Origin of the sequence: Halodurantibacterium daqingense, assembly GCF_042666235.1 — a bacterium.
Taxonomy (GTDB): Bacteria; Pseudomonadota; Alphaproteobacteria; order Rhodobacterales; family Rhodobacteraceae; genus Halodurantibacterium; species Halodurantibacterium daqingensis.
This window is the reverse complement of the sequence record NZ_JBHTFQ010000018.1, coordinates 12,471-33,494: the sequence shown is the minus strand read 5'-3', so window position 1 is coordinate 33,494 and position 21,024 is coordinate 12,471. Positions and strand designations below refer to the sequence as shown.

The window sequence follows — 21,024 nt, the reverse complement described above, 5'->3', positions numbered from 1 at the left end:
TGCGGTAGCGGGCGGGTGATGGCTTGCTCATGCGTCCCGTCTAACCGCATGGATTCGCGATGTGAATCCTTGGGAGACAGGGTTTTGCAACAACGCCCCTATGAAGTAAACCGGCATAGGCCTTGCCTCGTTGCGTCCGTCTCCATTTGCGATCAGTCATTCCCGTAGTCGGGCTCGTATTCCATTTCACGTTCTTGTTGATCCTCGTGGATGTAGTTCAGGCCCGAGGCGTCGATTTCGTCGCTTCCCATGAGCGTCAAATCGCATGTCAGGCAACGAAACTCTTCGCCGACAAACTCGCGGTTGACGATTTCCCAGATCGCATGCTCATCGCGCTCTTCGCTGATGTATTCGCCGGTTTGCTCGCCGCTCATGAATGCTCGGCATTTGCAGGCCGGGCAGCTTTCGGCCCAGATCTCGTCGTACCGGCCTTTGAAGATTCCCGTCTGGTGCTGCGGTTCGCGCAATTCCGCCTCGGCGGTCAGGCGCTCGCGCTCTGCCTTTTTCAACGCGTCGAATTGGTCGCGGGCGGCCTCGACGCGCAGCTTGACGGCCGCCGCGAGGGCCTTGGCGGCCTCATCGAGAAGCTGGCGAGGCGCCTTGGCATCGGCTGCGCCGAGCCATTGCTCCAGGGATGAGTCCATCTGGTGCAAGATTGTGTCGCACGCATGCCAATAGCGTGCCTCCCAGGCGTCGAGACGCATCGTCCGGAACGGAAGATCGGCCGAGTGGAGCTCGGCGTTTCGGCGCTCGGCGATGTCCTGGCAGAATTTCTGGACTGTCTTGTCGAAGCGCGGGACGAGATGGGCCAGGCGTTCGAACAAGGTCTTGGCGGTGATCGTCTTCACGTCTGTCGTGACGTTGATCCCGGCCGCAACGAACATCGACTGCCAGTGCGTTGGATCGACCACGAGGCTCGGATGCTTCCGGGCGAGTGCGGCCTTGCCGAGCAGCTCGAGCGCGAGGGAGGCCCACAGCTGATACTCGTCGAGATCGCTGGCGCCTTTGCGGGCCAGCGCACGGCCAATGTAGACCTTCGATTTTGCATGGAGCGCGTCGCCGTTTATGGCGATGAAGACATCTTCAGGCATTGATGAGAATCCTTGCGAGGCGTCGGCCAGACCCTCGGTCCGACGGGCTGCGCCCGTGAAGGACGCGCCAGTTGTCGATGACGAGGATGTCGCCCTGGCGCCACTGATGAGCTTGGGGCGAAGCGCCGGCGATCCGGTCCTCGATGAGCGCCAGAGCCATGCGGCCGCGCTGGTCCACGGGTTCAAGACAGCCGGGATCGTATCGCAGGAAGGCTCCTCCCGGCGCGAGGATCGTCGAGTAGAAGGAACGCCGACCGCTACGAACGAGCATCGGAGTGCCTTCAAGCAGGTCAAGCTCTTCCACCGAAAAGCCGAGCGTCTTCCAGTCGAGGAGCATCGTTGCGGCGGCTGGCGACCCTGGGGCGATACACCCGAGGAGAAGGTAGCGGCATGGTCTGGTGCGATGGCTGAGTTCTGTATGGAAGGGCAAAGCCCCCAGGCCGTAGCGGGCGCTCAAGGATCGGGGATGCGCATCGTCGGCGCCGTGAGGCTCGATGATCTCTTCGAACGAGCCGGCGCGGCCGGCAACGCGGGTGCCGAGGCGATCGCCGAGCTTGCCCAGTTCGCTCACCGTCGCGTCGGCGTCCGCGAAGTCGCTGCTATGAAGAGACCAGCCGCGCTCCGCCAGAGGGCCGAGAGGCTGTCGAGTATCGGACACGGGGACGTCGGGTGTGGCCATCTCGCTGTGCTATCTATCGAGACGTACGCGAAGGCGCCGGGCGCGCTCCTTGAAGGCGCGCTCGCCACCTTCAAGGATGTCGCAGACGTGCTTGCGCATATCCGCGTTTTCGAGGCCACCCGACAGATAGCGGATAGGCGGCAGCTTCCCGGGCGTATGAGTGCCGGAGAACGCGACGATGACCTGATCGGCATCCGTGTTGACGACGAGGTTCGCGTTGTGCGTCACCATAATGACCTGGCGCACGTTTTTCGCGGCAATGAACAGCTCGACCAGTTCGTCGAAGATCGACTTCGGATCGAGGTTTTCCTCCGGCTGGTCGATGATCAACGGGCGATCATCGCTGTCGTCCAACGCAAGATAGAGCAGCAGCAGGACGATGCCGCGCGTGCCCGGAGAGAGCTTGCGAATATCAACGGCTTCGTAGTCGATACTGTAGCTGATCTCGATATGGCTGGTGCCGTAAAGCCATTTGGCGAAGCGTCTCAGCCAGGAGCGATAATCCGCTTGCTGTGATCGCGGCACCTCGGAGAGATCGAGCAGTTCGGCCTGATGGGCCTGACGGAAACCCGCCATGGCCTCGGCAACGGCTTTGGGATCGCCCGATTCCCACGCCGGCTTCAGCAGCGCGTCGGCCCAGGCCTCCAATGTGCCGACGCCCTTGAACGGGCCGGTGCGCCGTTTGTCGAACAGGCCTTCGCCCTCCGTCGCCCAGCGATGCACGTCCGCATGGCGCGACACCGAGAACGACAATTTGCGCAGCGTCCCGGACGCCTGCGCAAGCCGGTCCATGAGCGGTCGGTATAGCGCGTGCAACACTTGCTCTTCGGCGACGATGGATTCGAAGACCCGCAAATAGGCCTTCTCTCGATCGGACTGGAGCTGGGTGGTCCGCGTCGCCGCGCCTTCACAATCGGCCAACGAATCCTTCAGGCGTTTCAGGGAGGCGTTCTCGTCCCCGATCTTGGTGGTTATCGTGCGCAAGCGATTGGCGGTGTCGGTATCGATGTTGATGAGGCGCTGAATGCGGCCGATCTCGGCCTCAAGTTCGCCTAGCGACAACCGCTTCAGCTCGGCGTCGTCGGCGACATAGGGCTCCTGGTCGCTCGCCTTACGAGGCAGCTCCTTACCCCGCCACCCGGCTGTTGCTTTCTCGGCCTTGGCCAGCCGCTCGGTCAATGTTCCGTCGACGTTGCCGGCGTAGGTTTGCCGGAATACCTCCCATGACGTGTCGTCGAGATGCGCGCCGACGAAGTTCTGCTTGGTCGTTCGCAGGGCCATCGGCGCGCGATTTGTTCGGAAGTCCGATACGTCGTTCTGCAAAGAGCGCAGAGCTTGGCTCTCCTGCGACCAGAGCCGAATCTGCGTCCGGACATAGTCCGCGGCTTCGGTGAGCGCGTTCAGCCGCGCGACGCGCTCCGCGCTGCCTGCGGTCACCAACTTGTCCCGGCTCTTGATATAGCCGGCGATCAGCGCGTCCTTCTGAGTGATCTGCGATTTGAGGCTGGCGATCTGGCTTTGCTTCTCGCGCTCGAGCCCGATTTGATCGGAGAGTGTCTCAATGGCCTCCTCGTCACGGTTGCGGTTGTCGCGCAACACGATCGTCCGCAACTCCAGCAGCTCGTCGAAATCCGTCGCGCCGTCGCGTTCCAGCGTGCTGTGCGCTTCAAAAATAACCCGCTCGATCTCGCTCAGCAATTCGTCCTTCAACCCATCGGCCGAGCAAAGCTCCTCGACGAACTTCTGGGAGAGATACCGCGCTCGCGGATAGAGCGACGGATCAAATGAGTCAACGAGCAAGGGGCGGACCGACGGATCTCCGGTCTCCCAGTTCAGCCGGACGCCTACGCCGTTGAGATGCTCACGCGCCCGCACGATAAATGACGCATTGCTCAATCGGCCATCCGTCGCGTCGCATCCCGCAGCGATCGCATCCGCAAGCGCGGTCTTGCCGGAGCCCCGGGCGCCAATGATGGCGACCAAACCGGGATTGAGCGCGAGCTTCGGCGTCTGCGACCAGTCGGCGCCCGTCAACTCAACCTCCGCGATAACGCGTGCGGGCGTCGCCCGAAACGGGGGATGGGGACCGACATAGGCCCGACCGGCAGGATCGATACAGGCTTGGCGCAGCGCATCGAATTCCAGAGCACCTTTGATCCAGGAATAGCGGTTGCCATCGGGTTTGGCGACTGTCGCCTGCTCATGGGCGTCGCTGCCATGCAGGCAGGGCTTGCAGCCGTCGTAGCGCTCGCGAAGCACATCCTCTCCGACGCCGCTTTTCCGCCCCAGCCAGAAATCACGCTGCGCCGGGCTGCTGGCAAAAATAATATGTGCAAACCTCTCAATTTCCTGACGCAAGGTTGCGTCATTGGCATCGCGGATGCCGGACGTGCCGTCGGTTACGGCGCCAGCGACAGCGATCAGAATGTTCTCTTTCGCCCAATCGCTCTTGGCGTATTCTTCGCGCAACTTTCCGGGGTTGACCTTGAACTGTGATGCCCCGTGGCGGAACGCGGCCCGCTCGTCGTTCAGCTCCGGCTTGGACTTCCGCCCCAGCTTTGCAAGGTCTTCTCGCGTGCAGGCGAAGTTGTCGCCAAAGGCTTCAAATCTCAGCCGGCTGAGAAATCGCTCCACCTCCGCCACATGCTTCGGATCGTTGGGGCAGACGAGAAGGTGAATGTTGGTCCAGCGTTCTTTCACCGTGGCGACGTCAAGCCGTAGCTCGACATTGGGGAAGACGAGCGCGACCTCCGGCAGGCGGCCGTTTTCCTTTATCTCCCGCAAGACGTCCTGGTAGGTATCGGTACAATAATAGTCGGTCACCGCGATCGCGCGGATAACGGGCGTCGCCTGTTCGAGGCTGGTCAGGTAGTCGCCCCAGGCGTTCGGGCCTTTGAACTGGTTGTTGAACAAGGTGCCGGGCGCATGGATATGCGGTTCCCAACGGTGCCATTCCGAACCGCGACTGATCATACGGCCTCCTGATGTCCTTCCTTCTGTTGTCCCGCTCCGATGCCGGTGATGCAACTGCGCGGAAGCGTAGCGCCACACATTCTATCGTAGGAATATTTTCTGAAACAAGCGCCGCGCAATATCATGTCCCGCCATCCTTGTACTTGTCCTGGTGGAACAAACCGTCGTTGTCTAGAAGTACAGGCGAGCGGGGGAGGTACGCCGACCAACGGAAGTTCGACAACTCATGAACCTGTCGATCGACGATCGACTGAGATCAGCCTGAGGCTAACTGCAGCATTCAATCTTCGGCGCCGAGAAGCGGACTGTCTGGAAACGGCCCATAGCCGTCATTAACTGGGCAAGGCGCTGCAACGACCGCTGCCCTCCGACCTGCTGGAGATCGTGGCGAGACCGGCTGCACCAGCGGGATGACGACACGCCATGTCGGAACGGGGAGAGGGGATCGAGGAGAAGGCCGGAGCGGACCGCCAGGTCCGCAAGATCATCCATGTCGATATGGATGCCTTCTATGCTTCGGTCGAGCAGCGCGACAATCCCGAGCTGCGAGGCAAGCCGGTTGCGGTCGGCGGCTCGGCCGCGCGGGGCGTGGTCGCCGCCGCCAGCTACGAGGCCCGCACCTTCGGGGTGCGCTCGGCGATGCCCTCGGTCACGGCGAAGCGGCGCTGCCCGGAGCTGATCTTCGTGAAGCCGCGCTTCGACGTCTACCGGGCAGTCTCGGCACAGATCCGCGAGATCTTCGCCGAGCACACCGACCTGATCGAGCCGCTGTCGCTCGATGAAGCCTATCTCGACGTGACCGAGAACAAGCAGGGCATCCCCATCGCGACCGAGGTGGCGCAGATCATCCGCAACCGGATCAAGGAGGTCACCGGCCTCAATGCCTCGGCCGGGATCAGCTACTGCAAGTTCCTGGCCAAGATGGCGAGCGATCTGAACAAGCCGAACGGACAGGCGGTCATCACCCCGGCGCGGGTGCCGCTGTTCGTCGCCGAACTGCCGGTGAAGAAGTTCCATGGCGTCGGCCCGGCGACGGCCGCCAAGATGGAACGGCTCGGCATCCTGACCGGGGCCGATCTGCGGGCGAAATCGGCCGAGTTCCTCCGTGAGCATTTCGGGAAGGCAGGCGGGTGGTACTACCAGATCGCCCGCGGCATCGACCATCGTACAATCCAGCCCGACCGGCCCCGCAAATCCGTCGGGACCGAGGATACCTTCGCCGAGGACATCTTTGATCTGGACGCCGCGAGGCGCGAAGTGACGTTGCTTGCCGACAAGGTCTGGCATTGGTGCGAAGCAAAGGGGATCACCGGGCGCACCGTCACGCTCAAGGTCAAGTACAGCGACTTCCAGCAGATCACCCGCAGCCGCACCATCGGCACAGGTGTCCGGAGCGCTGGCGATCTCGGAGCAATTGCCCTCGCGCTCCTTGAGCCGCTCTTCCCGGTGGAAAAGGGAGTGCGCCTCTTGGGTGTCACGTTATCATCACTGGACGAGGTGGCGCAGGGCGAAACGCCCGACCCTCAGCTGAGCCTTGGACTGCCGGGGCTTTGAACCCCTCGAAGAGGCATGCCCATGAACTGGAAGGAAGAGGAACGGATCGCGGCGCAGCTTGCCAAGGCCATGGCGATGATCTGCGTTCGCAACACCATGCTTGAGAATATCCACGCCGGACGCGGGCTCGTGACGAAGGCCGGGGATTACTCCGACGTCTTCGTGGTCGATGCCGAGGGCAACCGCGTACCCTGGACCGAGGCCTCGCGGATCGACGATGACGAGATGCGCGACCTCATGCGGCAGGTGGTGAACCGGCTTTACACCTTCCAGGTGTGCTTCAGCGAACCGGGGTTCCAGGCGATGGTCAATCGTTGGCTGGGGGCTGCAAGAAAGTGGGATGAGCCGGTGCTGGATGCGGGTCTGGCGGAATCCGGCAACTGGGAGATGGGATAGCCGGGTGAATCAGGGCGCCTGTTCGGGGAGCTCCTCGGAAATCTCTTGCCTGAGCATCGGCCCCTGCGCGAGGCGCCGCCCGACGGCGGTGACGAAGGCTTCGTAGCGCTTCGCGGCGCTCGCCCGCGCCGCATTCTGGGCGGGCTCGGGTAGAGGCGGCGTGGTGGTCAGCCAGAAGCGCACGAAGATCGCCAGGGTCTCGACCGAGATTCCCAGGTCGCGTTCCAGGCGGGCCAGGCGCCGGTCGATCTGATCCAGACGCTTGATGAGCGTGGCTTCCTGGCGTTCCGCGGCATCGGGCGACAGGAAGGAGGCGATCCCGGCCTCCGCGATCAGGGAAAGGGACTGGTTGCGCCGCGCCGCATGGGCGGCGAGGGCTTTCATGATCTCCGGTTCGAGATAGACGGAGAGGCGCTGTTTTCGGGCCGGTCCTGCCATGCGCGTCTCCTAGAGTTCCATCCCGTCGTCGGGGTTCATGGAGACCTGCCGGGCGACCACATGCATGTTGCGGGTCATGCGGCTGGTCTGGGCGACGTCCTCGTCGATCTCCTCCGGCGGCTCGCCGAGCCCGAATTCGTCCTCGATCGGCTGCTTTCGCTCGACGGTTTTCGTCCGGCTCAGTTCCGGCTGATGGCGACGCTCGGAATCGGTGGTGTCCTCCGTGTCGGTCGGGTCGGGCTCCCGTTCGGTTTCGATATCGGGTGCTGGGGGAATCGGCAGCGTGCTCCAGTCGTCGGTCTGTACCGCCTGGCCTTGCGAGAGCTGCGGCGGGTCCATGATGCGCTCCTGAAACCGCACGTCCTCGTAGTAGCGCGCCTTCCTCGCCCGGATCGGAGGGGCGCCGGCGACCATGACGATCTCGTCCGAGGGTGGAAGCTGCATGACCTCGCCCGGGGTGAGGAGCGGACGGGCTGTCTCCGACCGCGACACCATGATGTGCCCGAGCCAGGGGGCCAATCGGTGACCGGCGTAGTTTTTCATGGCCCGCATCTCGGTCGCGGTGCCCAGGGCGTCGGAGATGCGCTTTGCTGTCCGTTCGTCGTTCGTCGCGAAACTCACGCGCACATGGCAGTTGTCGAGGATCGAATTGTTCGGGCCATAGGCCTTCTCGATCTGGTTGAGGCTCTGTGCGATGAGGAAGCTCTTCAAACCGTAGCCGGCCATGAAGGCGAGGGCGCTTTCGAAAAAATCGAGGCGGCCCAAGGCCGGGAACTCGTCGAGCATCAGGAGGAGCTGCTGGCGCTGGCCCTTGGTCTGGATATCCTCGGTCAGGCGGCGCCCGATCTGGTTGAGGATCAGGCGGACCAGGGGTTTGGTGCGATTGATGTCGGAGGGCGGCACGACAAGATAGAGCGTCGTCGGCCTGGAGCCGGAGACGATATCGGCGATGCGCCAGTCGCAGCGCCGGGTGACCTGGGCAACGACAGGATCGCGATACAGGCCGAGGAAGGACATGGCGGTGCTGAGGACGCCCGACCGTTCGTTGTCCGACTTGTTGAGCAACTCGCGCGCCGCGCTGGCGATGACAGGGTGCGGCCCGGCTTCGCCGAGATGGGGCGTCTTCATCATCGCATCGAGCGTGGCCTCGATTGTCCGACGCGGATCGGAGAGGAACGAGGCGACACCCGCGAGTGTCTTGTCCTTCTCCGCGTAGAGGACATGGAGGATGGCGCCGACCAGGAGCGCGTGGCTGGTCTTCTCCCAATGGTTCCGTCGCTCGAGCGAGCCCTCCGGGTCGACGAGGATATCGGCGATGTTCTGAACGTCGCGGACCTCCCATTCGCCGCGGCGCACCTCGAGCAAGGGGTTGTAGGCGGAGGAGTTCGGATTGGTCGGATCGAACAGCAGGATGCGGCCATGCCGGCTGCGAAACCCGGCCGTGAGCAGATAGTTCTCGCCTTTGATGTCATGCACGATGGCGGAGAACGGCCATGCCAGTAACGTGGGGACAACCAGACCCACCCCTTTGCCCGAGCGCGTGGGGGCGAAGCACAGGACATGCTCGGGCCCGTCGTGACGAAGATACTCCTGATTGAACTTGCCGAGGACCACGCCGTCGGGACCGAGCAGCCCGGCGGCCCTTACCTCGGCGGGTTTGGCCCATCGCGCCGAGCCATAGGTCTCGACATCCTCGGCCTCGCGCGCCCGGTAGACCGACATCAGGATCGCGACGGCGATGGAAACGAAGCCGCCGGATGCCGCGATAATACCGCCGATCATGAATATCCCCGGCGCATAGGCGTCGTAGAAGTACCACCACCAGATGAACGCCGGGGGATAGTAGATCGGGATTCCGAAGAGGTCGAACCAGGCCGGGCCGAGCTGCGCCTGAAACCCGAGGCTCCAGGCGACATATTGGGTGGCCGCCCAGACGAAGGTCAGGACGATGGTGAAGACGGCGAGGATCTGACCCCAGAGGATTTTCGTTCCGGTCATGTCAGGCTCCTTTCTTCGTTCCAGGTCACAGGCCGAGGCCGCGCTTGCGGCCGAAGCTCCAGTCGACACCGCCATCCCCGCGGGCCACGCCGGATACATGGCTGCCGCGCTTGCTCTCAATGGAGGGGGTCCAGGGAACCAGCTTGAAGCCGAGCCCGTCGTCGATCATCGCGAAACGCCCGGAGGCGAGGGCAAAGCGTTGGCGATAGGTGCCGGCGACATACTCCCCGCTCTGCGCCTGCTCGAAGACGGCCTTGGTCTCCTTGGCGAGACGCTCGCCGAGGGCGCGGACCTCACGCGCCCGGAGCGTCTTCAGCAGGTTGCGCGCAAAGATCACCGACCGGCCGCGGCGCTCGGCGAGACCCTGTTCGATCAGATGCTCGGCGCGGCGGTCCATCGCCTCGCGGACCTCGGCGCCGAAGCCTCCGCCGCCCAGCGGGATCGGGTCGCGGGCAATGGACTGGCGATCGAGCCAGGTCGCGCCTTCGGCCGTGACCTGGCCTTCGATGCCGATGTCGGATCGCACCGCGAGCGCCACCCGCCGCCGCCCATTGGCGTCATCGAACTTCCGCAGCTCGACGATAGAGCCGGGAGGGCTGTCGCCGGCGGCATCGAGATCGGGCAGGCGGATATGATGGGTGCGGCCGTCGACGCCGTCCACCACGGCATAGGCGGTGCCCTTCAACTCGTCATCGAGACCCCGCTCGACCAGGCGGCCGATGACCGGCTCGTCGATGCTTTCTCCGGCGAGGACATAGCTGGCGCTGCCGCGCTCGATTCCGTGTCCGGCCAGGCCGCGATGGATGCGCTTGATGATATCGCCGCGCTCGCCCATCTCGCGCATCGTGGCTTCGGCATTCCCCGAGATCACCCACTGACCGGGGCCGATCTGTTCTGCGAGACCGAGGGTCTCGAGCTTGCGCAGGCGACCGACCTTGAAGCTCGAATAGGTGTCGGCCGGCCGGTCCGGATCGGGCGCAAGGTCGAGCACGCCGGTGCGACCTGCGTCGCGCACGAGCTGGCGGTCGAGATCGGTCCAGCGCTCGGCGTCGATCTGGCGCGAGAGCGCGGTGCGGATGTCGAGTTCCGTGCGCGGGCCGAGCTCAAGCGTGACGAGGTTGCGCGCCCGATCCCGCATCCCCTCCTTGATGTAGTCGCGCGCGATGACGAGATCGGTGCCGTCGTCTCGGACGCCCCGCACCAGAAGATGGACATGCGGGTGTTCGGTGTTCCAGTGATCGACGGCAACCCAGTCCAGCGGCGTGCCGAGATCCTTCTCCATCTGGCTGACAAGATCGCGGGTGAAGCCACGCAGGTCGGACAGGTCGGCGGCGTCGTCGGGAGAGATGATGAACCGAAAGTGGTGCCGGTCCCCGTCACAACGCTCTGCAAATCCCTTGTGGTCCTCGTGGTCGTGCTCGGCGCCGAACAGATGCGCCTTCTCTCCATCCCGGGTTACGCCGTCGCGGCTCAAATAGCCAAGATGTGCGGCAAGCGGTGCGGCGCGCTTGCCATGGCGCACGACGCGGGTCTTGATCACCGCCCCCCGCGAGCGGGAGGTGATGAAGCGGTTGGCCTGGATCGTGGCGCGCTGGCCGCGTCCGAAGCGCGAGCGCGATCCCGAACTGACCGTGCCACGGCGCGAGACGCCGCCTCCGGCCTTCTGCGCGGCGGCCAGCGCCTGGGCGATGAAGGGGCGCACCTGCTGGGCACGGGTCGAGCGGATGCGGCCCGGCCGGATGCGGATCTGGTCCTCGCCGCTCATGGCCGGGCCTCCGCACCTCGCGTCAAACCCTTGATATGACGCGGAAAGCGCAGGTCAGGCACATCGCGAAGATACGGCGCACCTCGCGAAATCGGGCGATAACCTGTTGAAATCCCACGACCGCCCAGAGCCGCACATCGCGGCCTTTTATCCTGCCATCCTTCGGTCGTGGTGGCGGGCCACCGCCCCACGACTCCCTTTTCTACGCTTGAGCCCGCCACAGTGCGATCTGGATGCCAGGTGCTCATGGGTCAGGGTCTCCACCAGATCGCACCATGAAAAGCTCCTGCGCCGGCACGGGAGAGAGCGCATCTGCGGGTGGCGCGGGCGACGGTGCGGCTGCATCCGACGCACCGTCGGATTGCAGCGGCACTGCATCGGGACGGGCGATCATGCTGCCCGCGAAGAGCGGGGACTGGCGCCAGTCGGGCGGCGGCGCGGCAGCGAAACCGCCGCCCGGAAGCGGAGCGCCGCCAAGGGCCGGCGCGAGCAGAGCGACATAGGCGCGGGTTTCCGACGGCAGAGCGCGGCCGTCGGCGAGGTATTCGTCGTAGCGGCCGGGCCCCGCATTGTAGGCGGCGAGCATGGCGCTGACGTCGCCATAGCGGTCGTGCATCTCGCGCAGGTAGGCGGTGCCCGCGAGGACGTTGTCGCGGGGAGCGAACGGGTCATCGCCCAGCCTGTGGCGGGCGCGCAGCGCCGCCCAGGTCTGCGGCATCACCTGCATGAGACCCATCGCACCGGCAGGGGAAACCGCGCGGCTATCACCGGCGCTCTCGACGGCGAGGACCGCGCGGATCCAGTTCGCGGGAATGCCGAAGCGCAGCGAGGCTTCCGCGATATGGGCGGCATAGGGATCGCCGGGCTGCGGGCGTTCGGCTTGCCGGTCCTGCGCCCAGGCGGCCGCCGAAGGCGTGGCCGCGAGGGCGAGGCCGGAAAGGAAGAGGAGGATGCAGCGCCGGGCGGCGAAGCCACGCCCGGCGGCATCCGATTGACGCGGCACCTGCATGGTTCACTCCCGCTCGGTGCGTTCGCGTGGGCGGTTCCAGTTCAGAAACCAGACGGTCGCATCCTGGTTCGACTGGAAGAGATTGGCGCGGATCGGCTGCGCGAAGACGGGATCGTCGAGCTGCACCGAGAGGTATTCGCCCGCCTTCTCGCCGGTGCGTTTCCAGGCCGCGCCGACTTCCGCGCCCTCGGCGGTGCCGAGGTGGACGCGGAAGTCCGGCGCATTCTCGGCGTCGGCTTTGTCGACCGGAACGAGGACGAGTTTCGCATTGAGAGCGAGCGTGCGGAGCTGGCCGGTGTAGCCCGTGCGAGAGAAGCGGAAGATGCCGATCTGTGCCATGTGAGGTCTCCTTTGGTTGCGGTTTCGGGGTGGTTTCAGGGAGCGGCCGCGCGCGCAGCGCCGCGGCTGCCGGGATCCGGTTCGGTCCAGATCGGGATCGCCTGGCCGATGACGGAGGTTCGGGGGGTCGGGCCGAAGTAGCGACCATCGAGGCTGTCTTCGACCGAGGGGTTCATGAGGAAAATCTCGCCCTCGCCGATGATCCGGCAGCCCTGCCAGACCGGCAGGTCGCGGCCCATCCGGTCCCGCTCTCGCGCCTCGCCGACGGGCTGGCCGTCGACGGTGACGGCGCGGCCGTGACGGCAGACCTGCCGTCCGGGCAGCGCGATGACATGCTTCAGGAGCGGCACGCCATCGGCGATGTAACCGCGTTCGGCGAGGAAGCGCGCGAGCGGTTCCGGCGGTTCGACGGCGACGAGATCGCCCAGGCCAAGCGGCTCCGGCGAGCGCAGAAGATAGAGACCAAGCGGCACGCTGGCCGAGGCATTCCAGACGAGACGCGGGGCGACGTCGGCCAGAGAAACCCCGGCGATGGCGAGTGCGGAAAGGGAGGTGATCCAGACGTATCCTGCGCGGGTCATGGCTGGACCTCGCGTCGCTTGAGCCATGCGATGTGCTGCGCGCGCGTGTAGCTGCGCGGCTCTTCACCCGCGGTCAGCCGGTTGTGCAGATGCCGCCAGTGATCCGGCGAGACATCGCTCGGATCGAGGCCAAGGGCCTCGATCGCGTCGATGGCGAGCAGAACGCGCTCGACCTTCGGCCAGCCCGACTGACGGAGCAATATCTCCGCTCCTGGCCGCACGAAGGGGACCGTCTGGCATCGCTCACCGCGCCCGACCGTGCGCAGCACGTCGAGGCGCGAGGCGACGGTGCCGTGGTCATTCCCGGCCCAGCGGACGAAAGCGATGATGCGGCCAGGCGCGAAACCGACGATGCTGCGTTGCGGGTCGAGGTGCTGGCGATAGTCCTCATGGCCGAAGCGGATCCAGTGCTCGATGTGCTTCTCGTCCCAGATCAGGTTGACGAGGGTCAGGAAGGGCGCGGGCTCGTCCGCTTGCGGACGGCCCCGCAGGTCCGGGCTGGCAATGCTGTTCATGGGGCCTCTCCGCTGCCGGGGGGAAACTCGCGGGCGAGCAACTCGCGCAGCATTTCGGCGACGGTCAGGCCGCGCGCGAAGGCGGCGATCTTGATCCTGCCGCGCAGGCCGGGCGTGATGTCGATGGTCAGCCGCGCGGTGAAGATCGTGGCCGCGGCTTTGCCGCCGGCCGCGGTATCGCCGGCCTTGATCCAGGTCTCCGGCGCGAGCGGCCGCGCGGCGAAGCCGTCGCGGGAGGTTCTCCTGCTCATGGCTGACCTCCACTGTGGAACGGCAGCAGCGATGCGAGCCGCGCGCGAGCGCGCTCCGCCATCGCGGGGTCGAGCTCGCAGCCGAGGTAGCGGCGTCCGGCGAGCCGGGAGGCTTCGCCTGCCGCGCCGGAGCCGGCGAACCAGTCCCCGACCAGCCCGCCTTCCGGGCAGGTGGTGCGGATCAGGATGTCGAGCAGCGCGACCGGCTTTTCTGTCGGATGGATGGCGCGGCCGTGGCAGTTGCGCAGGCGGAGGACCGAGCGCATCAGGCGCGGTCCTCCGTCCTGGCTGACATAGTGCCCGGCTTCGATATGGCCGGTATGGGTGGGCCGCCGTTTGCGCCGTGCGGTGCGCGCGGTCGCATCCGGCGTGGTCTGGACGTCGTTGTAGACATCGCGCCAGGGGGACTCGGCGCGATAGAACTGCACGGCGAGCTCATGGACCCGGCGGAAGCGGTCGGCGTGAAAATTGCTGCCGTTCTGCTTCTCCCAGACGATCTCCTGCGCGTAGCGGAAGCCGGCATCGGCGAACTGGTTCGCGGTCGCCATGAAGCAGCGCAGCGAGCCGAAGACCCAGAGCGAGCCGGTCGGTGCGAGGGCATCCCGCGCGAGCGGGATCCAGCCCTCGACCCGCCGGTCCCAGGCGAGCGAGGTATCGCCATAGGGAGGATCGGCGAGGATCATGTCGTAGGGCGCGTGCCAGGGCATTTCGTCCCGGCAATCTCCGGTCAGGATGGTCATCGCGTGACCCTCCCAAGCGCAATCCGTGCGACCTCGTCGGCCAGCGCCGCGATCTCGCGCGCGGCCGGGCTGCCATTGTCGACTTCGGAAACGAGGCGCCCTGATCGGGCAGCGTCGGCGAAGACGACGCGCTGCCCGACCGCCGTGCGCAGCACCGGCGGGTCATGGTCGGCCAGTGCCTCGGCGGTCTCGCGGGCGATGACCGTCCTGACCGCGCAGCGGTTCAGGACGAAGCGTGCCGCGAGATCGGGCCGATAGATGCGGGCCTCCGCCAGGAGGGCCAGCATCTCGGCCGAGGCCCAGCCGTCAAGCGGCGAGGGCTGGACCGGGATGAGGACGAGATCGGCGGCCAGAAGCGCGGAGCGCATCAGGCCGGCAACGCGGGGCGAGCCGTCGATGACGACATGGTCGGCATGCCGGGCGAGGTCCGGGGCCTCGCGGTGGAGGGTATCGCGCGCGAGGCCGACGATTCCGAAGAGGCGGGGGAGGCCTTCCCTGTTTCTTTGCTCCGACCAGTCGAGGGCGGAGCCCTGCGGGTCGGCGTCGATCAGGCATACGCGGCGGCCTTCGGAAGCCCATTGCCCGGCAAGATGCAGCGCGAGCGTGGTTTTGCCGACGCCACCTTTCTGATTGAGCAGCGCAACGATCATGGCTGCGCCTCCCGGGTCCGGGTGTCATCAGGGGAGACAGGTTCGGAGCGGCCGGTGTCGCTTCTCGAGGCCGCGCCGTCGGGGGCAGGTTTTCCACCATCTTCCGGGCCGACATCAAAGTTAGAGTCGAGGTTAGACTCTAAGTTAAGGCCCGGAATCAGGGTTTCTGGCCAAAGAGTTAGCTGTGTGTCTTGCGCCCGAAGTCCCGATGGTGCTGCGCCCGAAGTCCCGATACCACCTGCGCCCGAAGTCCCGAGGGTGCCCACAGTTCCACCCACAGATTCTGTGGATAACTTCACGGGGCGGATGCGGAGGAGTTCGCGGCGCCCTTCACGCTCGATATCGAGGCGGTAGCCGGGCAGCGGCTGGCGGGCGGCGATACGGCGGATGTCGAGGGCGAAGTCCGAGACCCGGGCCTGGCTGCCGGATTTGGCGTGCAGATGCGGGATGTCGAATGTCCAGCCGGAAGGTTGTCGGCCAGCGTGTTTCCTCGCGACACGATAGAGCCAACGCTCGATGCCGCCGGTCAGCTTGAAATACGACCGGTCGATCGCAAGGACGAGCGAGCGGTCGATGACACCGCGGTAGAACCAGTCGGGCAGGACGAACTCCATGCCTTCGACGCGGCCGTCGCGCGTGACGCATTCCTCCCATTCATTGATCCAGGAGAACTGATGCCGGCGCCAGTTCTCGCCATTCCGGATCGTGGTGTGGATGACGGTGGCCTGAAGGCGGGTCAGGGCGCCCTTGAGCAGCTTGTAGTCGCGCGATCCGGTCTGGCGGCCGATGGCGGACAGCATCTGATAAGGGGTGAAACGCAGGAAGCGCGAGGTCCGCAGTCCCTCGTTCTCCGCCTCGACGATCTGGCTGGCTGCCCAGATCAGGACATCGGCGTCCCAGATCGTTGCCAGGCCGTGCTCGGGCACGGCGTAGACCTCGACCTGAACATAACCCGCCTTGTAGAGGATCGGCGTCACCCGTTTGGCCTTCGCGAGCGAGAAGAACGGGCGCTCCATCAAGTCTTGCTGGTCGCGCGGGCTGGCGTCGCCGGTCGCGACGATGAACGGGTCGAGCCTTGCCCGTTCGCTGCTGTGCATTTGTGGTTTGCGCCGGGTGGACATGATCAGGCGTCACCCGTTGCGGCGAACGGCGAGGGGCGGGTTCAGACGGTATTTCGGCAGGGCGGGGCGCACCGGAGGCGTCGGATCGGCGGTCGAGGTGACCGTGCCGCGGTCGGCCCAGGCCTGGAGATCCTCCACCGAGTAGACGACGCGGCCCCCGAGTTTCTTGTAGGTCGGGCCGGTGCCGTAGACGCGGTGCTTTTCAAGGGTTCGGTCGGACAGCCCGAGGAACTGGGCGGCTTCCGGCGTGCGCAGATAGCGGGGTGGAAGGCCGGAAAGAGAAGAAGACATGAGCGTAGTTCCGTGTTCCCGAGGCGTACCGCCGGAAGGCGGAGCGTGTTCGGGGACACCGTGGCGTAGAATCGGAAAGGGGATGGATGTCGAAGATCGGCCGGGAGAATCGACACCCCCGAGCTGGCAGGGGAAATGCGTGCCCTGCGAATGTGGCGCGACCTTCGTGGAAATCAGGGAGAGGGATGGGGTTTGGGGAAGGGGGGAGGGAACCGTCCCCCTTCCCCATGGGAGGGTTCAAGGGAGGGGCGTAGCCCTTCCCTTGGGGGAGGAAGTTTGAAGGAGGGGGCTTGCCCCTTCCTTCATGGGGAGAGTGTTGAGAGGGGGGCTTGCCCCCCTTTCATCAGCGCTGCAGGCCGGTCGATCCGGCCGGCGGCGCTTCCACCAGCGCGGCGATAGCGGGAGGCGGCAGGCCGCCTCCCGCGGGTGCATCAGATGTTGCGCAGCGCAAAGATCACCGACCAGACGGGGTATCCGCCGATCGAGGTCAGGCGCTGGGCGACGAGGATGTTCACCGCAGTCGGGTTGGCCTCGATGTCCCGGATCGCCTCCTCCATGTCGTCGAAGGGCCCGTGGTCGTCGATGGGGATCACATCGCCGTCCGCATCGTAGCCGCCGTGCAGATACATCGGTGCCTCGGCCAAGCGCTGCGCGACGGCCTCGGCAGCACGGATGAGCCGGACGGCGCGCTGCCGGTCAGCCCAGTAGGCCGGGCTGCCTGCATCGATGGGGGCGCTGGTGAGGGTGGTCATGACTTGTTTCCTTTCGCGCTCTGACGGGAGGAGGCAGCACCGTCGCCGGTGCCGGGTCGAGGATCGCGAAGCGACCGCCCCTGGGCGGCGAGTGGGGGAGCCGATTTTCTGACGTCACCCTTGGGTGGCGGCTGAAAATTGGGGGAACCGCTCGTCCTTGACCCCGCAGCGGCAGGTGCAAACTCCGGACGTCAGAGCGCGAAAGGAGACCCAAAAAATCTGGGGAGGTTTGGAGGGGGAACCCCTCCAAGGGGGAGAGCTTGAGAGGGGCGGCTTGCCCCCCTTTCATCGGACATGCGGAGCGGTCGATCCGATTGGCATGTCTTCATGGACGAAGAAGAGGGGCGGGCGGCTTCTGCCGCCCGCCACCTCGTCATCGGTATCGGAAATTGCCGATCGGGCGCTCGTAGATTTCGGGATCGAGCGCGCCCGCGCCGTCCGGGCCGATGCCAGTATCGCAGAGATAGGTCGTGAACCGGATGCCCGTCTGGGCCGCAATCCGTCGCAGGATAGGACCAAGGCCGCAGAGATGCTCGTCACCGACGGCCATCCATTCGGGGATCGGCCCGGGGCACCACATGGCCGCGGTGGGGTGGTGGTATCCGCCGAAATCCGGGTCAGGATCGACGGCATCCAGCAGGTGCCAGGGATAGAAGCCCCGACCGCCGGATTCGAGATCGCCGATGCAGTCGCCGAGGCGCCGCTCGAGAGACTCGCGCACCGCCGGATTGGCTTCGGTCCGCAGCTGCCGCTGGACCCTTGCGCCTTCGCGGCAGGTCCTGAGATGGCAGTTGAGGGCAACAAGCAGCTTTTCATGGAGAGACTGCGCAAAGCGGGTGTCGCACCGGAAGTAGTTCTTGCGCACCCTGGACCTGATGCGGCCGAGCTTCCTTGAGAGATCGGGGAAATCGAGATCAGACATTGGTTTCTCCTTTCGTTCTGACGGAAGGAGCCTGCACTGTTGCCGCGAGGGGTCAGGGATCGCGCAAGCGACCGCCAGCGGCGGCGGGCGGGGGAGCCAATTTTCTGGCGCTGCCCGTCCCGGGCGGCGACCGAAAATTGGGGGGACCGCTCGTCCTTGACGCCGGAGTGGCTGGTGCATGCTCAGAAGTCAGAGAGAGGAGCCCGCGGCCCCGACCAGGGGCCGCGACAATATTCGGCGCGACGGTAAGGGGGAGGTTTGGAGGGGGTTTCCCCCTCCGTGGGTGGGGGAGCTTGAGGGGGCGGGGCACTGCCCCGCCCCTTCATGGGGAGAGTTTGAGAGGGGCGGCTTGCGCCCCTTTCATTCAGGAAGCATCGGACCAAAAAGTGGTTTCCGGTTTTTGGACGGATCCGATGCGTCGGCGAAGGTGTCGGACCGCCTGCGCGCAAGCGCGCGGCGGCTCCGGCCATAGAATCTTGTGCACGGCCGGCGGGCGCGGTCCGGTGCGAACACGGGAAATCCCGGCGGCTTGCGCCGCCGGGCTCTGGGCTTCCCGCTCAGAACGGGATGTCGTCGTCGTCGATGAACTTGCCGTCGTCGTTCTCGGTCTGCCTGGCCCGGGAGAGGAAGTCCACGGTTTCGGCGATGATCTCGGTGCCGTAGCGTTCGACCCCCCCGGCATCGGTCCATTTGGTGTAGTGGATGCGGCCGCGGACCAGAACCTTCATCCCCTTCTCGCAGTATTGCTGGACCGTCTTGCCGAGGCCGTTGAAGCAGGTGATGCGGTGCCACTCGGTGTCCTGGACCCGGTAGCCGTTCTCGTCGCGGACGGGACGGCCTTCCGCATAGCGGGGGCGAGAGGTGGCAAGGCGGAAGTTGGTGATCGTGGTGCCGGAGGCGTTGGTCCGGGATTCGGGGGCGTCGCCGAGGTTGCCGGCGAGGATGGCGATGTTCTGCATTTTCAAGTCTCCGTTGCTTCAACCGGAGGGACCGTCCCTCCGATGAGCCCCGGCCAAGACCGCCGGGAGACGTCTGCAATGAGCGCGCAAGGCGCGCGAGCCTGCCCCTAAGGACCGGAGTGGGGCGGGCAGCCGCGCACCGCGCGGCAACTCGGTCCGGAGCCGCGGGGGTTGCTGGCGGAAACCGCACGGTCTTAGGGGTTCAGCACAGAGGAGGGATGGTCTTTCCGGGAAGCCGCAGAGGAGACGAAAGCAGAACAGCGTCCTTGCCGGCGCCGACATCGGCTGAAGCAGCCCCCGGATCCGGATCAATGCGGGGCACCGCGACGATCGCCAACTTTCGTAGCCGCCTTCGTCGCCTCCCGCTGGAAGGCCGCCCCGTCCGGGGCGGGAAGGATCAGGCAACGGGGGCCGAGGCATCGACTGCCCGCAGCACCTGCTTCAATGGCCGATGGCCAGGTCCGGCTGCGAGAAGGGGAGGCATGAAGGTGTCGCGGCTGCTTATCCACGCCAGATGGGCCGATGCCCGGGGGAAGAGCGCGGGACAGTGATATCGAGGAGGCGTCCGACTTTCGCGGGGCCAGGTAGACCGAGGGCGACAGCAGAGGGCCATTGGCGGCGGACCCCCTTGTTCTGAGCGGGAAGCCCGGTGCCTGCGCGTAGCTGTCCGGGGTATCGTCAGTGAACGCGGGATCGCGCCCCTGCGGAGGCCGTTGCGCGGGAGGCTGGAAATTGCCGGCCGACGTGAAGCTACGGTCGCGACTGTAGGCTGTGGTTTATCCTCTGTGATCGTCTCCGTCGCTGCCTGTGGAACAGGGGCTGGGTTCGATGCGGATGGCAGGTGCAGGACGGAATTGATCCGCCGAGGACATCCTCATACGTTTCTCGGGGCGGCGGGAGCTGCAAAAGGCGAAGCGAACGACCGTTACCCGCATGGGCCGAGACCCGGGACGGGGCTCGGGGTCGCGTAGCGACCTAGGGCGCGGTCCCGGCCGGAGGCCGGGATTTGCCAGACCTTCCGAAGCAGAGATGGATGATGATTAGGTTGATCGAGCTGAAGGGTGGACCGCATTTGAACCCCACCGCGCCGTTGCACTCGTTTCGATCGATCCTGGCGATCGGGGATGATTGTGGCTTCCGAAAATTCGAGCCGGCGGGTGGTCTGGGCACCTTGGCTCGGAGCTTCATATCCTGGAGGCTATCTCTTGCGCGTCGACGGCGCGCATCGGGCGATCAACGGCGGCGACGTGTCTTGCGAAGCAAGCAGCGATAGCCATTGCGAACGTGTTTCAGGCCGTCTCGGACCAGCCGAATGGTCGTCTCTCGAAGGGCATCGCCCCGCCAGGCGGCAGGGACAATCTTGTGGGCCGGGAACAAGATCTGCGCGATATCGCGATAGCTGCATCCCGTCTGATGGCCATCGACGGCCCTGAGCATCTGCCGAAGCCGCATGCGACGTTGCCGCGTGAGGCGGTTGTCGGGTGGCGGCTGGCCTCGGGCCGTCGCGGCCCAGAACCTGAGAACCGCATGGAGACGATCCGGAGTCATGTCGTCGAGCAGGATGATGGCCGCAAGGGGGCGCTCGTCACCCGTCGGGGGGAGGTCGATGCAGAAGCGATCATCGCCGACGGAGACGATGCGGTGGCGATCCTGCTCGAACAGCGTCTGATCCGAGAGGTAGCCGGCGGTCAGAGCATTGCCAGCGGGGTGCGCCGGGCTTTCGTCGAGCAGGATCGCAGACGGATCAACCGACGGGGACCAAGCAACGATCTGCTCGAGTGCGGTGCGCAACGGGTCGGCCGCGAAAGGAGAGCCCCCATCTTTCCGCGAAGGCTCGACCTGCATCGGTGCCGAGGCGGCCCGTCGAGGAGAGTTCGCGATACTCCTGGCGGTAATCGGGATTCCTGCGCAGGAACTCCCACGCGATTTCGGGTGCTTGAAGACCGTCGATGTAGTCGTAGGCGGATTGAGATCGCCAGTCACTGTGCGGTGGCATTGCC

General features: G+C 65.6%; 22 protein-coding genes. 2 read left to right on the top strand and 20 right to left on the bottom strand.

The window, feature by feature from the left end; translation table 11 throughout:
* Positions 1–152: 152 nt before the first annotated feature.
* The 3 genes from ACFQXB_RS19510 to ACFQXB_RS19500 are packed head-to-tail and all read right to left on the bottom strand — an operon-like array spanning position 153 to position 4,743.
* Positions 153–1,091, bottom strand: coding sequence for a hypothetical protein (locus ACFQXB_RS19510; RefSeq protein WP_377406899.1), 939 nt, complete (start codon positions 1,089–1,091; stop codon positions 153–155).
* On the bottom strand, positions 1,084–1,770 hold the full coding sequence (locus tag ACFQXB_RS19505; protein WP_377406898.1) for a TauD/TfdA family dioxygenase: 687 nt from the start codon (positions 1,768–1,770) through the stop codon (positions 1,084–1,086). The genes ACFQXB_RS19510 and ACFQXB_RS19505 overlap by 8 nt, the downstream gene beginning before the upstream one ends.
* A 9-nt stretch (positions 1,771–1,779) precedes the next feature.
* Positions 1,780–4,743, bottom strand: a complete 2,964-nt coding sequence (locus ACFQXB_RS19500; RefSeq protein WP_377406897.1) for a TrlF family AAA-like ATPase — start codon at positions 4,741–4,743, stop codon at positions 1,780–1,782.
* A gap of 423 nt (positions 4,744–5,166) precedes the next feature.
* On the opposite strand from ACFQXB_RS19500, the gene dinB reads away from it, so the two are divergent.
* Both dinB and ACFQXB_RS19490 read left to right on the top strand, forming a co-directional pair.
* A complete protein-coding gene (gene dinB / locus ACFQXB_RS19495; protein ID WP_377406896.1) occupies positions 5,167–6,297 on the top strand; it encodes a DNA polymerase IV in 1,131 nt (376 codons plus the stop codon).
* A gap of 21 nt (positions 6,298–6,318) precedes the next feature.
* Positions 6,319–6,693 (top strand): hypothetical protein, encoded by a 375-nt coding sequence (locus ACFQXB_RS19490; RefSeq protein ID WP_377406895.1) that lies wholly within the window; start codon positions 6,319–6,321, stop codon positions 6,691–6,693.
* 9 nt (positions 6,694–6,702) lie between these two features.
* Here the strand turns inward: ACFQXB_RS19490 and ACFQXB_RS19485 are convergent, their stop codons facing one another.
* The 17 genes from ACFQXB_RS19485 to ACFQXB_RS19405 form a co-directional block, all read right to left on the bottom strand.
* Positions 6,703–7,131 (bottom strand): CopG family transcriptional regulator, encoded by a 429-nt coding sequence (locus ACFQXB_RS19485; RefSeq protein ID WP_377406894.1) that lies wholly within the window; start codon positions 7,129–7,131, stop codon positions 6,703–6,705.
* Positions 7,132–7,140: 9 nt separating this feature from the next.
* On the bottom strand, positions 7,141–9,129 hold the full coding sequence (locus ACFQXB_RS19480) for a conjugal transfer protein TraG (protein WP_377406893.1): 1,989 nt from the start codon (positions 9,127–9,129) through the stop codon (positions 7,141–7,143).
* A 25-nt stretch (positions 9,130–9,154) separates the two neighbouring features.
* Entirely contained in the window at positions 9,155–10,894 is a 1,740-nt protein-coding gene (locus ACFQXB_RS19475; RefSeq protein WP_377406892.1) for a relaxase/mobilization nuclease domain-containing protein, read from the bottom strand.
* 244 nt (positions 10,895–11,138) lie between these two features.
* Positions 11,139–11,903 carry a lytic transglycosylase domain-containing protein gene (locus ACFQXB_RS19470; protein WP_377406891.1) on the bottom strand — a complete coding sequence of 255 codons (765 nt, stop codon included), beginning with the start codon at positions 11,901–11,903 and terminating at the stop codon, positions 11,139–11,141.
* Positions 11,904–11,906: 3 nt separating this feature from the next.
* A complete protein-coding gene (locus tag ACFQXB_RS19465) occupies positions 11,907–12,242 on the bottom strand; it encodes a DUF736 domain-containing protein (protein ID WP_377406890.1) in 336 nt (111 codons plus the stop codon).
* 35 nt (positions 12,243–12,277) lie between these two features.
* Positions 12,278–12,823 (bottom strand): S26 family signal peptidase, encoded by a 546-nt coding sequence (locus ACFQXB_RS19460; RefSeq protein ID WP_377406889.1) that lies wholly within the window; start codon positions 12,821–12,823, stop codon positions 12,278–12,280.
* Positions 12,820–13,338: a DUF2840 domain-containing protein gene (locus ACFQXB_RS19455; RefSeq protein ID WP_377406888.1), complete on the bottom strand. Its 519-nt coding sequence runs from the start codon at positions 13,336–13,338 to the stop codon at positions 12,820–12,822. Before ACFQXB_RS19455 ends, ACFQXB_RS19460 begins: the two co-directional genes overlap by 4 nt.
* The gene (locus ACFQXB_RS19450; protein WP_377406887.1) at positions 13,335–13,589 is read right to left on the bottom strand and encodes a hypothetical protein; all 255 of its coding nucleotides are present in this window, start codon (positions 13,587–13,589) and stop codon (positions 13,335–13,337) included. Before ACFQXB_RS19450 ends, ACFQXB_RS19455 begins: the two co-directional genes overlap by 4 nt.
* Entirely contained in the window at positions 13,586–14,329 is a 744-nt protein-coding gene (locus ACFQXB_RS19445; protein WP_377406886.1) for a DNA-methyltransferase, read from the bottom strand. The genes ACFQXB_RS19450 and ACFQXB_RS19445 overlap by 4 nt, the downstream gene beginning before the upstream one ends.
* Positions 14,326–14,979, bottom strand: a complete 654-nt coding sequence (gene parA, locus ACFQXB_RS19440) for a ParA family partition ATPase (protein ID WP_377406885.1) — start codon at positions 14,977–14,979, stop codon at positions 14,326–14,328. The genes ACFQXB_RS19445 and parA overlap by 4 nt, the downstream gene beginning before the upstream one ends.
* Positions 14,976–16,100: a replication initiator protein A gene (locus ACFQXB_RS19435; RefSeq protein WP_377406884.1), complete on the bottom strand. Its 1,125-nt coding sequence runs from the start codon at positions 16,098–16,100 to the stop codon at positions 14,976–14,978. The genes parA and ACFQXB_RS19435 overlap by 4 nt, the downstream gene beginning before the upstream one ends.
* A gap of 9 nt (positions 16,101–16,109) precedes the next feature.
* Positions 16,110–16,391, bottom strand: coding sequence for a helix-turn-helix transcriptional regulator (locus ACFQXB_RS19430; protein ID WP_377406883.1), 282 nt, complete (start codon positions 16,389–16,391; stop codon positions 16,110–16,112).
* Positions 16,392–16,822: 431 nt separating this feature from the next.
* A complete protein-coding gene (locus ACFQXB_RS19425) occupies positions 16,823–17,143 on the bottom strand; it encodes a hypothetical protein (RefSeq protein ID WP_377406882.1) in 321 nt (106 codons plus the stop codon).
* A gap of 373 nt (positions 17,144–17,516) precedes the next feature.
* Positions 17,517–18,065 carry a hypothetical protein gene (locus ACFQXB_RS19420; protein ID WP_377406881.1) on the bottom strand — a complete coding sequence of 183 codons (549 nt, stop codon included), beginning with the start codon at positions 18,063–18,065 and terminating at the stop codon, positions 17,517–17,519.
* Between the two features lie 557 nt (positions 18,066–18,622).
* On the bottom strand, positions 18,623–19,024 hold the full coding sequence (locus ACFQXB_RS19415) for a single-stranded DNA-binding protein (protein ID WP_377406880.1): 402 nt from the start codon (positions 19,022–19,024) through the stop codon (positions 18,623–18,625).
* Positions 19,025–20,257: 1,233 nt separating this feature from the next.
* Positions 20,258–20,815 carry a DUF2285 domain-containing protein gene (locus ACFQXB_RS19410; RefSeq protein ID WP_377406879.1) on the bottom strand — a complete coding sequence of 186 codons (558 nt, stop codon included), beginning with the start codon at positions 20,813–20,815 and terminating at the stop codon, positions 20,258–20,260.
* Positions 20,769–21,020: a transcriptional regulator domain-containing protein gene (locus ACFQXB_RS19405; RefSeq protein ID WP_377406878.1), complete on the bottom strand. Its 252-nt coding sequence runs from the start codon at positions 21,018–21,020 to the stop codon at positions 20,769–20,771. The genes ACFQXB_RS19410 and ACFQXB_RS19405 overlap by 47 nt, the downstream gene beginning before the upstream one ends.
* Positions 21,021–21,024 lie beyond the last annotated feature (4 nt).

Bases quoted from the DNA above. Each gene is read 5' to 3' on its own strand.
- ACFQXB_RS19460 (WP_377406889.1), bottom strand. From the start codon at position 12,823: ATGACCCGCGCAGGATACGTCTGGATCACCTCCCTTTCCGCACTCGCC.
- ACFQXB_RS19435 (WP_377406884.1), bottom strand. From the start codon at position 16,100: ATGTCCACCCGGCGCAAACCACAAATGCACAGCAGCGAACGGGCAAGG.
- ACFQXB_RS19450 (WP_377406887.1), bottom strand. From the start codon at position 13,589: ATGAGCAGGAGAACCTCCCGCGACGGCTTCGCCGCGCGGCCGCTCGCG.
- ACFQXB_RS19485 (WP_377406894.1), bottom strand. From the start codon at position 7,131: ATGGCAGGACCGGCCCGAAAACAGCGCCTCTCCGTCTATCTCGAACCG.
- ACFQXB_RS19480 (WP_377406893.1), bottom strand. From the start codon at position 9,129: ATGACCGGAACGAAAATCCTCTGGGGTCAGATCCTCGCCGTCTTCACC.
- ACFQXB_RS19475 (WP_377406892.1), bottom strand. From the start codon at position 10,894: ATGAGCGGCGAGGACCAGATCCGCATCCGGCCGGGCCGCATCCGCTCG.
- ACFQXB_RS19420 (WP_377406881.1), bottom strand. From the start codon at position 18,065: ATGTCTGATCTCGATTTCCCCGATCTCTCAAGGAAGCTCGGCCGCATC.
- ACFQXB_RS19470 (WP_377406891.1), bottom strand. From the start codon at position 11,903: ATGCAGGTGCCGCGTCAATCGGATGCCGCCGGGCGTGGCTTCGCCGCC.
- ACFQXB_RS19415 (WP_377406880.1), bottom strand. From the start codon at position 19,024: ATGCAGAACATCGCCATCCTCGCCGGCAACCTCGGCGACGCCCCCGAA.
- ACFQXB_RS19490 (WP_377406895.1), top strand. From the start codon at position 6,319: ATGAACTGGAAGGAAGAGGAACGGATCGCGGCGCAGCTTGCCAAGGCC.
- ACFQXB_RS19465 (WP_377406890.1), bottom strand. From the start codon at position 12,242: ATGGCACAGATCGGCATCTTCCGCTTCTCTCGCACGGGCTACACCGGC.
- ACFQXB_RS19405 (WP_377406878.1), bottom strand. From the start codon at position 21,020: ATGCCACCGCACAGTGACTGGCGATCTCAATCCGCCTACGACTACATC.
- ACFQXB_RS19500 (WP_377406897.1), bottom strand. From the start codon at position 4,743: ATGATCAGTCGCGGTTCGGAATGGCACCGTTGGGAACCGCATATCCAT.
- ACFQXB_RS19430 (WP_377406883.1), bottom strand. From the start codon at position 16,391: ATGTCTTCTTCTCTTTCCGGCCTTCCACCCCGCTATCTGCGCACGCCG.
- ACFQXB_RS19505 (WP_377406898.1), bottom strand. From the start codon at position 1,770: ATGGCCACACCCGACGTCCCCGTGTCCGATACTCGACAGCCTCTCGGC.
- ACFQXB_RS19510 (WP_377406899.1), bottom strand. From the start codon at position 1,091: ATGCCTGAAGATGTCTTCATCGCCATAAACGGCGACGCGCTCCATGCA.
- ACFQXB_RS19455 (WP_377406888.1), bottom strand. From the start codon at position 13,338: ATGAACAGCATTGCCAGCCCGGACCTGCGGGGCCGTCCGCAAGCGGAC.
- ACFQXB_RS19445 (WP_377406886.1), bottom strand. From the start codon at position 14,329: ATGACCATCCTGACCGGAGATTGCCGGGACGAAATGCCCTGGCACGCG.
- dinB (WP_377406896.1), top strand. From the start codon at position 5,167: ATGTCGGAACGGGGAGAGGGGATCGAGGAGAAGGCCGGAGCGGACCGC.
- parA (WP_377406885.1), bottom strand. From the start codon at position 14,979: ATGATCGTTGCGCTGCTCAATCAGAAAGGTGGCGTCGGCAAAACCACG.
- ACFQXB_RS19425 (WP_377406882.1), bottom strand. From the start codon at position 17,143: ATGACCACCCTCACCAGCGCCCCCATCGATGCAGGCAGCCCGGCCTAC.